At 41.3% G+C, this 12,752-nt stretch carries 14 protein-coding genes; 11 read left to right on the forward strand and 3 right to left on the reverse strand.

Going from position 1 to position 12,752, the window contains the following annotated elements; all coding sequences use genetic code 11:
* Positions 1 to 116: 116 nt before the first annotated feature.
* Positions 117 to 392, reverse strand: coding sequence for a hypothetical protein (locus tag Q0R88_RS01525; protein WP_295711488.1), 276 nt, complete (start codon positions 390 to 392; stop codon positions 117 to 119).
* A gap of 318 nt (positions 393 to 710) precedes the next feature.
* Here Q0R88_RS01525 and Q0R88_RS01530 point away from each other — a divergent pair, with 318 nt between their 5' ends.
* From Q0R88_RS01530 to Q0R88_RS01565, 8 genes are all read left to right on the forward strand, one after another.
* Positions 711 to 1,136 (forward strand): Rieske 2Fe-2S domain-containing protein, encoded by a 426-nt coding sequence (locus Q0R88_RS01530; RefSeq protein ID WP_295711490.1) that lies wholly within the window; start codon positions 711 to 713, stop codon positions 1,134 to 1,136.
* Positions 1,137 to 1,148: 12 nt separating this feature from the next.
* Positions 1,149 to 1,586, forward strand: a complete 438-nt coding sequence (locus Q0R88_RS01535; RefSeq protein WP_295711492.1) for a thioredoxin family protein — start codon at positions 1,149 to 1,151, stop codon at positions 1,584 to 1,586.
* Positions 1,573 to 2,529, forward strand: coding sequence for an FAD:protein FMN transferase (locus Q0R88_RS01540; RefSeq protein WP_295711494.1), 957 nt, complete (start codon positions 1,573 to 1,575; stop codon positions 2,527 to 2,529). Before Q0R88_RS01535 ends, Q0R88_RS01540 begins: the two co-directional genes overlap by 14 nt.
* A gap of 3 nt (positions 2,530 to 2,532) precedes the next feature.
* On the forward strand, positions 2,533 to 2,760 hold the full coding sequence (locus tag Q0R88_RS01545; RefSeq protein ID WP_295711496.1) for a DUF4266 domain-containing protein: 228 nt from the start codon (positions 2,533 to 2,535) through the stop codon (positions 2,758 to 2,760).
* Positions 2,761 to 2,774: 14 nt separating this feature from the next.
* Complete coding sequence (locus Q0R88_RS01550) at positions 2,775 to 3,998, forward strand: DUF3570 domain-containing protein (RefSeq protein ID WP_295711498.1); 1,224 nt, start codon at positions 2,775 to 2,777, stop codon at positions 3,996 to 3,998.
* Between the two features lie 26 nt (positions 3,999 to 4,024).
* Positions 4,025 to 4,714, forward strand: a complete 690-nt coding sequence (locus Q0R88_RS01555) for a VIT1/CCC1 transporter family protein (RefSeq protein WP_295711501.1) — start codon at positions 4,025 to 4,027, stop codon at positions 4,712 to 4,714.
* A gap of 22 nt (positions 4,715 to 4,736) precedes the next feature.
* Positions 4,737 to 5,555, forward strand: a complete 819-nt coding sequence (locus Q0R88_RS01560) for a helix-turn-helix domain-containing protein (RefSeq protein ID WP_295711502.1) — start codon at positions 4,737 to 4,739, stop codon at positions 5,553 to 5,555.
* Positions 5,556 to 5,635: 80 nt separating this feature from the next.
* Positions 5,636 to 8,104: a TonB-dependent receptor gene (locus tag Q0R88_RS01565; protein ID WP_295711504.1), complete on the forward strand. Its 2,469-nt coding sequence runs from the start codon at positions 5,636 to 5,638 to the stop codon at positions 8,102 to 8,104.
* A gap of 35 nt (positions 8,105 to 8,139) precedes the next feature.
* Here the strand turns inward: Q0R88_RS01565 and Q0R88_RS01570 are convergent, their stop codons facing one another.
* Positions 8,140 to 8,811 (reverse strand): cytochrome b/b6 domain-containing protein, encoded by a 672-nt coding sequence (locus Q0R88_RS01570; protein ID WP_295711506.1) that lies wholly within the window; start codon positions 8,809 to 8,811, stop codon positions 8,140 to 8,142.
* Between the two features lie 277 nt (positions 8,812 to 9,088).
* Between Q0R88_RS01570 and Q0R88_RS01575 the strand changes: the two genes are divergently transcribed.
* The 3 genes from Q0R88_RS01575 (at position 9,089) to Q0R88_RS01585 (ending at position 11,921) form a co-directional block, all read left to right on the forward strand.
* Complete coding sequence (locus Q0R88_RS01575; RefSeq protein WP_295711507.1) at positions 9,089 to 9,763, forward strand: response regulator transcription factor; 675 nt, start codon at positions 9,089 to 9,091, stop codon at positions 9,761 to 9,763.
* Positions 9,763 to 11,043: a HAMP domain-containing sensor histidine kinase gene (locus tag Q0R88_RS01580; protein ID WP_295711509.1), complete on the forward strand. Its 1,281-nt coding sequence runs from the start codon at positions 9,763 to 9,765 to the stop codon at positions 11,041 to 11,043. The genes Q0R88_RS01575 and Q0R88_RS01580 overlap by 1 nt, the downstream gene beginning before the upstream one ends.
* A 119-nt stretch (positions 11,044 to 11,162) precedes the next feature.
* Positions 11,163 to 11,921, forward strand: a complete 759-nt coding sequence (locus tag Q0R88_RS01585) for a hypothetical protein (protein ID WP_295711511.1) — start codon at positions 11,163 to 11,165, stop codon at positions 11,919 to 11,921.
* Between the two features lie 199 nt (positions 11,922 to 12,120).
* On the opposite strand, the gene Q0R88_RS01590 is transcribed toward Q0R88_RS01585, so the two are convergent.
* A complete protein-coding gene (locus tag Q0R88_RS01590) occupies positions 12,121 to 12,585 on the reverse strand; it encodes a 5-fold beta-flower protein (protein ID WP_295711512.1) in 465 nt (154 codons plus the stop codon).
* Positions 12,586 to 12,752: the final 167 nt, after the last annotated feature.

Below are 12,752 nucleotides of genomic sequence, written 5' to 3' on the forward strand. Positions count from 1 at the left end.
TAAATTGCAAAATTGTATGCCAAAGCAGGGTTTACACTAAAAACAGATGCTCAAAAAGCAGGGTAGTGTGGAAATACAGATGTGCAACTATGTTATCTAAAGTATGATAAAACAAACTAATGCTGATCGGCAATTTTGTAGGAGTGCTTATTATAACCCAGAGATATTTTTTCAATAAAGCCGGCTTCTACCAATTTTTTTAACCGGGTGTTAAATGAACTGATGCTCATCTTATATCCTTGATCGCACATTGCAAGCCAAAGGCTTTCCGCGTTTTTCTCTCCCGGTAATGTGGTCATATAATCGATGATCTGCTCGTTAATTATCCGTTGTTGTTCCTGCGGTTTGGTAGGGCGTGATTTAGAGGTTCTAAAAGGAAATGGGATATTCATACTTGTATCGCAATCAATAATAGCTACCGTAGTTTATTTAATCCCGTTAAAATAGCGTTGAAATTTGAAGCAAATCTGAAGTTGAGGCAGAATGACTTAAAGGAGGTTATATCAGGTTTTTGTTAAAATCTGTTAAATGCCCTCAATTTCATGCCAACTACAGAATGTTAGGATAGTATTGTGAAAATAGAAGGTCCCGGGCGGTTATGTTCTGGTGTTTGTCGATACAAAAGCCCTCTCTGCCGGCACATCGTTTATAATGTTTAAAGGCTTTTTAAATTTAATAGAAACTTATTGATGTAACCTGATTTTAAATTTATGGACAGAAAAGAATTTCTTTCAGCTATTGGTATTACTGCCGCGTCATTCGCCCTTATCAACTGCGTAGGTTGTTCCAAAAAATCGGACGGCTCCGCATCTGGCGTTACTGGCCCTTCCGGCGTAGACTTTACACTTGATCTTAGTACATCAGCTAACTCAGCACTGCTTACTAACGGTGGTTACCTGGCATCTAACGGAGTTATTGTTGCCAAAACATCCGCCGGTACGTATATCGCTGTTCAGCAATCCTGTACTCACGAGAGTTATCCCCTGATTTATCAGGGCAGCAGCCAGCAGTTTTACTGTAATAACCATGGTTCGGCTTTTACAGAAAAGGGTGTTGTTAAAAATTCGCCGGCAAACCGTAGTCTAACGGTATATCAAACTACATTAACCGGAACATCGCTGAGGGTGTTCTCTTAAAAATTGGTAAAAATGAAACTATTAACAATTTTTCTTTTCTTGTTTACAACCAGTACCGCCACATGGCTGGGTGATTTCAATAAAGCACAAACTGAGGCAGCAGCAGCACATAAACTTATCCTGGTTAATTTCTCCGGATCAGATTGGTGTGGCCCATGCATTCGTTTGAGGAAGGAAATTCTGGAATCGGAAAAATTCAATGATTTTGCTACAGATCGCCTGGTGTTGGTTCGTGCCGATTTTCCGCGGCAAAAGAAAAATCAATTGAGCAAAGAACAGGTAAAACTGAACGAAGCGCTGGCCGACAAATATAATCCCGACGGCAAGTTTCCATTTACGCTGCTGATTGATGAGCATGGTAAAGTATTAAAAGAATGGGATGGATATCCCGATGAAACTGCCGACCAGTTTATTAGCCAAATCCAATCTTCTGCAAATGCCGGCCATTGAATCCATTAAAAAAGCAACAACCGCTTACAAGCGGGTACTGAAGTTGATGGGGAACCGGTTTGAGATTAGCGTGGTAGGCGATAACCAGGATTGGGCAGATAGTTGTATTGATATGGCTGTTGCCGAGATTAGCCGGATTGAAAAACTGTTGACCACCTTCAGCGATGATAGCCAAACTAACCAGATCAATGCAGCTGCGGGTATCCGGCCGGTAAAGGTTGATCTTGAAGTATACCAGCTGATAGAGCGCTCATTGAAAATATCTGAGCTTACCCAGGGAGCGTTTGATATTACTTATGGTTCTATTGATAAAAGCCTTTGGAATTTTGATGTGAACATGAAAAGCTTGCCGGCTGCAGAAACAGCCCGGGAGACGGTCCGCCTTATTAATTACAGAAATGTAATCATGGATGCTGAAAATACCACAGTTATGCTCAAAGAAAAAGGTATGCGCATTGGTTTTGGAGGAATAGGAAAGGGTTATGCGGCCGATCGCGCTAAAGCTGTGCTACAGCAAAATGGAGTAAGTAGCGGGATAGTAAACGCAGCTGGCGACTTGATTACCTGGGGAATGCAACCCAACGGCAACCCCTGGACGATTGCTATTGCCGATCCTGATAAGCGAATGACGCCATTCTCTACACTCAATATCAGCAATATGGCTATTGCTACGTCCGGTAACTATGAAAAGTTTGTCATCATCAATGGTAAAAAATATTCGCACACTATCGACCCAAAAACCGGCTTTCCGGTAAGCGGAATTAAGAGTGTAAGCATTATTTGCCCCAGCGCGGAGTTTGCCGATGCAATGGCCACACCCGTCACAGTTATGGGGGTTCATGTAGGACTTAACCTGGTAAACCAATTGCAACAGCTTGCTTGTGTAATCATTGATGACGATAATCAACTCTATACCTCCAAAAATATTAACATTAAAAATTAGCAGATGAAAAAAATACCCCTGAATAAATTAATACTCATAGCCAGTTTACCAGTCTTCGGCTTATCGTCATGTATGTCTGTAAAAGCTTATCAAAAAAACCGCCTGAATGATGCCGAAATGGAGTTGTCTGCCCGTAAATCGCAGAAGTTTGAACAAAGTTTTCAATTATACAGAGAAGGTGGCTCGGGAGCCAATGGTGGTAAAAGCGGCGGTGGCTGCGGATGTAACTAAAAACGCGGCTTGATATGAGAAAAATATATTTATGTGTGGCTGCCCTATATTTAGGGATTGTTGCTTCGCACGCGCAAACTAAAACTTTACCGGTTAAGGATAGTAGCAATTATGAAGCACGGAAGCTTAAAATTGAAGAGATCAATATCATTTCGGCTTATTACCACCAAAATGGTAACAACTCTGCGGTAACCGGAGGCATCGGCACCGAAAACTTAACTGATTTTGCCAATACATTTGATTTGCAGCTTTCAAAATATGGCGTAAGTGGCAAAAAACATACTTTTACTTTCGAACTGGGGGTAGATCACTACACCTCTGCATCATCAGATAAGATAGACCCGAACAGTATTTCCTCCGCCTCAAGGCAGGATACCCGAGTATACCCATCATTGAACTGGACCATTTCAAACGACAAAACCGGCAACGCTTTCGGATTAACCGGATCTTATTCGCATGAGTTTGATTATCAGTCTTTTGGTGGGGGTATAAATCTTACCCGGGTATCTAAGGATAAAAATACCCAGTTTGATTTTAAGGGACAGGTTTTTCTTGATACCTGGAAAGTAATTTTACCGGTTGAACTGCGACCGCCAGGATATGGTTCAGGATCTGACCGCGATGGGCGAGGCGCCGTTGACCATAGTCCGCGTAATTCATTCAGTACCTCTTTTTCTGTTTCACAGGTGCTAACGCCCCGGCTTCAGGCTTTACTGATCATCGAGCCATCTTATCAGCATGGTTTGCTGGCCACCAAATACCAGCGTGATTATTTTACTGATGGCTCTGAACGGGTAGAAAGCCTTCCCGGTAGTCGATATAAACTCCCCATAGCCGTACGATTTAACTATTTCCTGGATGATCATTTTGTGATCCGGACGTTTTACCGTTACTATATGGATAGTTGGGGTATCCGGGCCCATACTGCAGAATTGGAAATACCTATTAAGCTAACTTCATTTGTATCAGTAAGCCCTTATTACCGGTATAATAACCAGCAGGGTACACGCTATTTTGCGCCTTATGGGCAGCATAATCCTACAGATACATATTACACCAGCGATTATGACCTGTCTACATTACATAGCAATTTTGTTGGGGCCAATATAAGGTTGTCTCCGCCTACAGGTGTGTTTGGTTGGCAGCATTTCAATTCGCTGGAGATTAGGGCAGGCCACTACATGCGCTCTACCGGATTGAATTCAAATATTGTAACGCTGGCCATGAAGTTCAAATAATATACCCGTTAATAAAACAAGTGTAAATGCATCACGAACACCATGTAACCAGTTCAGAAACCATCAGAGATATCGTGATAGGTATGTCTGATGGGTTAACAGTCCCTTTTGCTTTAGCGGCAGGTTTAAGTGGGGCCATCAGTTCTTCGGGGCTCGTGGTCACCGCGGGTATCGCGGAGATCGTTGCGGGTTCTATAGCCATGGGCTTGGGTGGTTACCTTGCCGGGCGAACAGAGGTAGATCATTACCAGTCTGAACTAAAGCGGGAATATGAAGAAGTAGAGCGCCTGCCTGAACAGGAAAAGGCAGAAGTGAGAGAAGTATTTGCAGGCTTTGGTCTTTCGGAAACTTTGCAGCATCAAATTGCTGATGAAATGACAAAAGACAAAAAACAATGGGTGGAGTTTATGATGCGCTATGAATTGGGATTGGAAGAACCTAATGCTAACCGGGCGAAAAAAAGTGCCGTTACTATTGGCATATCCTACATCGTTGGAGGCATTATCCCCCTGACGCCATACATTCTTATTAGCCACGCTCAGGAAGCTCTTTTTTATTCTTGTGGACTTACATTAATTTGCTTATTTATCTTTGGTTACTTTAAAAGTAAGATGACGGGCCAACCGGCATTAACCGGGGCATGCAAAGTAGTTGTAATTGGCGCACTTGCCGCTGGGGCTGCTTTCGTGATGGCTAAGCTAATTACCGGAAAATAAAGCCTGCTAACTTAGTGTAAATATGAATGCCATTCCTGTTAAAACAAAAATTGCATCAAATCAGGTTCTAAAAATCAGCCCGTTTAAGGAAGTGATCAAGCCCACTGTGCCGCATAAACATGTTGGTTACTTCGAGCTGATCATATTAAGTCAGGGTTCGGGATTTCATACCATTGATGACAGCACATTCGAGGTGTTGCCCCCAGCTGTTTATTTTTTAAAGCCTGGCCAAACGCACTGCTGGGATTTTTCCAGGATACCCAAAGGCTTTGTTATCCTGTTCAGAGAGGAGCTGCTGAACAGGGAGGGCTTGGAGATTGTTTATCATTTGCCTTCGCACTTAATTCCTGCAAATAGTGATACGCTTTTAGAGTTGGTAAAAAGATTTCACCAGGACTATCAATCCGGCACATCACTCACTATACTTAAGGTTTATTTACAACTGATTCTGTTAAAGATTGCAGAGAGGGAAAATGCCTTACCCCAAAAAGATGCAGCGTTTAATGCCGTTTATTACCAATTTAAAAGCCTGGTTAATGAAAACTACCAACAGATAAAAAAGATACAGGATTATGCCGATCTGTTAAACGTGCCAACATCCCGGTTAAATATGATCTGTAAGAACGCTTCAGGTAAAACCCCTTCCATGTTGTTAAATGAGCGCATCCTCTTAGAGTCCAAAACGTTGTTATCCAATACTCCATTGTCTATCAAAGAAATTGCCGCCGTTCTCAATTTTTCTGATACTTCACACTTTGTTAAATTTTTCAGGCTCAATACCAATTTAACACCGGGTCGGTACCGGGAGCTTGCCTTGGCATCGGCAGGCAAAACAGTTTAATTATACCGCAAATGATAGGTATTATACCGTGATCAACATGCGGTAAACTCTACTTTTACAGGTGCTATCTGTATGCTGTCATGAAAGTACGTTTACTACTCGGTTGTTTCATCTTGTTTTTTTCTTATACCCATTCATTTGCACAGCGCGCGATTTTGAAAGGTAATGTAACGGATGCCAAAAGCAAATTGCCGGTTGAATATGCGAGTGTTGCCCTGTTCAAAACAACAGATTCCACACTGGTTGCTGGCCAGGTAACCAGGGCCAATGGCGAATTTGAGTTTGCCAAAATACCACAAGGCAGCTATCGCCTCAAAGTTGTATTTATAGGCTATGAAACTAAATATCTGAAAGATATCAATGTATCATACAGCCAGCAACTGAACTTAGGCGATATTCAGATCAATCCTTCGGGTAAAATGCTGAATGAGGTTGCTGTTTCTGGCCAGAAAATAACAGCATTAAACAAAATTGATAAACAAAGCTATAAAGCCGGGCAGTTTGAGTCTGCCAAAGGTGGCTCAGCTATTGACGTATTAAAAAATTTGCCATCTGTTGCTGTCAATGCCGAGGGCGACATTAGTGTACGTGGTTCAGCAGGCTTCATGGTTCTCATCAACGGTAAACCTGTTTTGGCCGATGCACAAACCGTGCTAACACAGTTACCGGCCAATGTGATAGATAATATAGAACTGATAACGGCGCCATCAGCTAAATATGATCCGGATGGCCGGGGCGGCATCATCAATATAGTTACTAAAAAGGGTACGGCTGATGGCCTTACACTTACAGCCAATGCACAGGGCGGGCTGCCCAGTACAACCGACTATGGCAACCTGGAGAAGCCGAAACGCTTTGGAGGCGATGCCACCATTAATTATAGGAAAAATAAGTGGGATATTTCGGTGGGGGGTAATTATACCCGGAATGATAATGCAGGCTATCGGGAAGGTGACGTTTATACAAAAAATTTCACCAACAATACCATCACCCGGTTCCCATCTAACGGAGAAAGAAGTTTCGACCGGTATAATTATGCCGGAAGGGCATCCGTAAGTTATGCTGCCGACCCAAACAATGTGATTTCGGTGGGATTGTACAGCGGCAAAAGATACCAGGCGCGCCTGGCCGATCTGCTGTACAGCAACACCACTTCAAACCTAAGCAACAATACACCTATCAAAAGTACAACCTATTATAACTCAAACCTACAAACCAAAGAAGGCGCTTTTAATCTGGGGAATATTGATTATGCACACACCTTCACCAATAAATCAACCCTGATAGCCAGTTTGCTGTATGAGCACGATAACTTGTACGGGGCTACTCAAAATCGAAATTTAAAATACCCAAATACAACCGACACTATACAATATGTAAATAACCCTTACAAAAGACCCATCAATGCTTACCGGTTAAAACTTGATTATAGTGTAACCCTTGGCATGGGGAAACTGGAAAGCGGTTACCAGTTCAGGCATGATACCCAGGATGGTATTTTTGATTATTTTGTAACACCGGCTACCTCGCAACCCGATCTGGACAGGTTTAGCGGCAGTACCCACGCTAAAAATGATATCAATTCATTTTATAGTCAATATACAGGCAAAGTACAAAAGCTGGAATACGTTGGGGGCTTGCGCTATGAATATGCAGCACGCACGGTTAACTTGTCATATGACCTCAATCCTCATATCCTGAATCTGTCCAATCTATTTCCTTCCGCCAGCTTGCTGTATCACATCAACGAGGGTTGGAACCTCAAGGCGGGATACAGCAGGCGGGTACAGCGTAACAGCAATTTAGAATTAAACCCTATACCCGAGCGCGAACATTCAGAAACACTGGAACAGGGCGACCCCGACTTGCTGCCGGAATTTATTGACCTGGCCGAGTTGGGTATGAACCGGAGTTTTACCAAAGGCTCCTTTTTTACCACACTATATTACCAGCATATTAAAAACCCCATACAACGGCTCAACAGTGTGTATGCCGATACCATCCTGAACCGGGTGTATACCAATGCCGGAAGCGCCAGGTTATTCGGACTGGAGGCGGGAATGAATTTATCGCCCTTTAAATGGTGGGGCATTTATCTTGGCGGCAACCTGTATAATTATAAAATACTTGGTAACATTGCCATTTTAAATGAGCCTTTTGTCATCTCCAATACAAAGTGGGCCTATTCGGTTAATGGTAATACCAGCTTTCAACTCAGCAAAACGCTTAGTTTGCAAGCTAACGTGAACTATCTTTCTAAAAGGCCAACAGCCCAGGGAGAAGATGGACGGTTTTTTGTACCGAATACCTCTGTGAAAAAAACATTCATGAAAGGGCGTCTGTCTGCATCGCTGCTATGGCAAAACATGAATATGGGGGTGTTAGGCGCAAACAAACAGCGTATTACTACTGCCGGGCCTAATTTTTACACTACAACAAATTACATCTCTGAAACAGATATACTCCTGCTCAACCTTAGTTTTAGTTTAAACAGGTTTACCAGTAAATTAAAATTACCCACCAGCGAAACAGGTGATAAAGAGTTTTAATAAAGAAAGGTTACAAAATATTAGCTTCGTTTAAACTACACTTTACCCCCATTGATCATATCAGAGACGATCCCTTTATTATCCTTGCGTTCGGCTAAAAAAACACCAGCCAGGTGAACAATGATAAAAACAATGATCAGGTACATACAAAAGCCATGAACTTCTTTAACGCTGTGCCTGATAGATTTGAAAGGTGCCAACAAGTCTTCAAATGCCAAAAATAAACCGGTTACAGCCATAACCACGAGCAAAATATAAAATGCAGCATAAATAGCTTTTACCGTAAGTTCATGTTTTGCCAACTCCCTTTCCTTTTTTGTAGATTGGAATTGCCGGTAAACGCTTTTCATTTTACGAATGAATTTTTGATCTGCCAACTGGAAAAACTCAAAAACTAAGCGAAATAAAAATAAACCAACCAATACATACCCAAAATAGGTGTGTATGCTCCAGACGCTATCGCTAAGTGCATGTGCAACAGAACCAGCCTGCTTGTTACTTACCGTGGTGCCGGCGTTCTTTAACTCATCTTTAATCAGTGTTGATACAACGCGGTCATCCGTAATGGTTGCATTGATTAATACTGTGATTAATGAACCGCTGATAACGATGGTATTGGCCCAGTGCCATACGCGCAGTGAAGTTGAATATTTTTTTGTATGTCCGTGATGCTGGACGTCTTTACGGACAGGTTCTATTGTTGCCATATTGGTTCTAATTAGTACAGGCTTGGCTTAAGTATGTTTTAATGTTAATCAGATTTAAGCGGATGATCGTGATTGTGTTTTTTTAATATAAAATATCGGGCTTTCTTTTTTGAGCACCCTATTTATCGCAAATAGCGGCTGAATTGTTTGTAAATTACCAAATAAATATGAAGCAAATCTGTAGTTGCGCTATTGTTACCCGATTCATAAAATAACAGGTCGCATATACTTCAGGTTGTCTTCAATTTCGGTGGTTATATTTGAATAAAAAGCAACTTTGAAAATACTGGTAATAGAAGACGAGCAAGGTTTACGTGAGAACATCACCAACTATTTGAATGTAGATGGCAATATCTGCGAAAGCTGTAGCGCGTTGAATCCTGCACTACAGAAACTATCAGACTATGACTATGATTGCGTTCTGTTGGATATCGGGCTGCCTGACGGAGACGGTTTTGGTGTTCTGGAGTACTTGCGAACCAATCAGAAAAATGAAGCAGTGTTAATCATTTCTGCCAGAAATTCGTTAGATGATAAATTAAAAGGATTAAATGTTGGTGCCGATGATTACCTGACTAAACCCTTTCATTTAGCAGAACTCAAGGCTCGCCTGATGGCAGTTTACCGCAGAAAGGCATTAAATACTAATAATAAGCTGGTATTTAATGAGATATCCATCGATGTATTGGGCCGGACGGTGGAAGTTAATGAAACCGCTATTGTCTTGACCAGGAAAGAATATGATATGTTATTGTATTTTATTGCCAACAAAGGTAAGGTTATCTCCAAAAATGCCATTGCCGAGCACCTGTGGGGTGATGAGATGGATATGCATGATAATTTTGATTTTATTTATACACACATCAAAAATCTTCGCAGGAAACTACTGGACGCGGGCGGCAAAGACTATTTAACTTCCATTTACGGGCTTGGGTATAAATTTATTGGTTAATGAAATTATCGGCACATTATACCAGGACGAGTATTTACATCACCCTCAGCGTATTATTGATTGGGGCGGTCATCTATTATTTTGCTATTAATTACATTGCCCAGCAACAGTTGAACGAGGGACTTCAACAACAATTGACAGAAGCAGAAGAATATGTAAGGAGCAGTAATCAAAACCCGCAACAGTATGACCTTGACAAAGATCATGCAGTGTTTATCAGAACTAATGAGCAGGAGTTACAGAAACGCTTTTTTGATACTATCTATTTTAATCCCAAGGAGCAGCGGAAGGAGGCTGGACGTGCAGTTGAGGACCTGGTTAAGCTGAAGGATACCAATTACAAGGTTATTATTACCATTTCCAGGGCTGGCCAAAAATACCTTATAGAGATTATCATCATCATTACCCTTGCCCTGCTGGCAGGTTTGTTATTGGTGCTTTTTATTATCAATAAATATTTTCTCAATAGCCTTTGGAAACCATTTCAACTCACATTAAAGGAGATAAAGCAATTCAACATTGCAGATGTTAACCAGTTTAAAGGAAAGGCAAGTAAGGTGGACGAATTTGCTGAACTTAACGAAGCCATCCGGGAGATGTCTTTAAGGGTAACCTATGATTACCTGAACCTGAAGCAATTTACAGAGAACGCCTCCCATGAAATGATGACCCCTTTAGCTGTAGTGACCACGAAGTTGGATACGCTGATCCAGGATGAAACCTTAAGTGTTGAACAATTGGCACAGATTACTGACATCTACAGCTCGATCAATAAATCAAGCCGGCTTAATCAATCTCTATTATTGCTGGCAAAATTGGAAAATAAACTGATCACTGATGAGGTGCCAATTAGCCTTGAGGTTGTGCTGCCCGCAAAAATGCTGCAGTTTCAGGAACTGATGCAAACCAAAGATCTTTCGTTTAAGTCCAATCTGCAGCCCAGGCAGGTGTTAGCCAACAAATACCTGATCGATATTTTATTAAATAATCTGTTCAGTAATGCCATCAGACACAATAATCCCGGTGGCGTTATTAGTATCGAATTGACAGAAGATCAATTGTGTATTAAGAATACCGGTGCCGGCCATCCGTTAGATGAGCATCTGATCTTTGAACGTTTTCAAAAGGGTAAGGAATCACAGGGCACCGGCCTTGGATTAATGTTGGTTAAAAATATCTGCCAGCATTATGGCTGTACCATCAGCTACCAATATGAATCCGGATGGCACGCGTTTATCCTCTCTTTTAAGAAAACTGTTGCTGATCAGGGATTATCATGATCCTGTTTTGTCACTTTTGTTATACAATTCAAATTTAGCGACCAACTACAATTTTGCTTCAGATTATCACGATAGTTTTAAGGCGAATGCGATTTGCATACGTTTAAAACGGAATATCAATGAAATATCTATTCGTACTTATCCTTGCGTTTTCTACCCTGAAACTTAAAGCACAGGACAATTATGAGATCCAGGTTTATGGTTCTGAAACAGTTGAAAAGGGTAAAACCATGGTGGAGCTGCACAGTAATTACACGATCAACGGAAGTAAGACAGTCACTAATGGCGAGCTTCCGACAAACCACGTAGAACATGAAACGATTGAGATAACCCATGGCTGGACCCCCTGGTTCGAAACCGGTTTTTATTTTTTTAATTCGATGGGCGATGGCGGTCGTACCGCCTATGTGGGCTCCCATATCAGGCCAAGAGTTGCTGCACCGCTGAGCTGGAACTGGCCAGTTGGTGTAAGTATTTCAACCGAATTTGGCTTTCAAAAAAGTGCATTCTCGGCAAATACAAGCACACTGGAAATAAGACCTATAGTTGATAAAAAATGGAATAAATTATATGTTTCTGTTAACCCAACCCTGGAGAAAAGCTTTAAAGGGCCGGATGAGAACAGGGGATTTATCTTTTCGCCTAATGTTAAAGGCAGTTATGACGTGACTAAAGTTGTTGCCCTCGGCTTAGAGTATTATGGCAGCACCGGCCCGTTTTTTCATTATGACACATTCAAACAGCAGGATCATCAGTTGTTTGTAGCGACAGATTTGAATTTTGACCCTAATTGGGAGTTTAACGGTGGCGTTGGCTATGGTTTTACGCAAAATGCAGATAGAGCTATCATTAAAATTATTATAGGGAGGAGATTTTAGGCAAGATTTATAGTCTATCACAATTTTGTTATCTGGCCTTCCGTGGGAATTGAACTTCTCGTTAAGGTTGGTTTACTATAAAAGTACGCTTCTGTTTAACAACACGCCCGCTGTTTATATTGATATAGCCCGGCGTTAATAAAAAAAGCTGGGCATCCGTTAGAAAACCCAGCCCAAGTATCTTGATAACACCAAAGTGTTAACCCTTTGCTTTTTTTGCTTCTTCCTTTTTCTTTTGCTGTTCTAAGAAATAACAATGTGCAGCACAGGCATGTAACTTATAGTTCATATGAGCGGTTCCAAAATTATGTCCTTTAGGGTCTAAAATGGCACATTTTTCTTTATCAAGGTCTTTCGTGTTAAGAATGTTCTGTCCATTGATATTGTAATAGGAACCATTTTTCTTGGCCATACCCAATTTCTTACCATTGGCATCAATCACATTACCGCTCCCATCAATAAAGTAAAGCTTTTGCCCTTTGTTGTTGCGCACGATGTTGTCTTTATCGATATACCCCAATTTGGTGCCACCGTAGTCTCGTATCCAGCCTTTATCGGTAATGGAGATTTTAAATGTCGTGTCTTTTTTGGTTTGCCCCCACGCACTAACAGTAACAGCTGTCGTCATTGTTAGTATAAATAAAAATAAATGTAGCTTTTTCATGATTTTGATCTTATCTGACGTAAATCTCCTTTATTTTTATTTTTAATTAAATGATAGTCAATTGGTTATTGGGTGATGGAAATCACTTTTCTGATGGCGGGAAACGTCTTGCTTACTAAACGCTCCATTGTTATTCCACTGAGGTTGCCGGGTCAAAATAAGCAAAT

The organism is Mucilaginibacter sp., from assembly GCF_025362475.1.
Lineage (GTDB): Bacteria > Bacteroidota > Bacteroidia > Sphingobacteriales > Sphingobacteriaceae > Mucilaginibacter.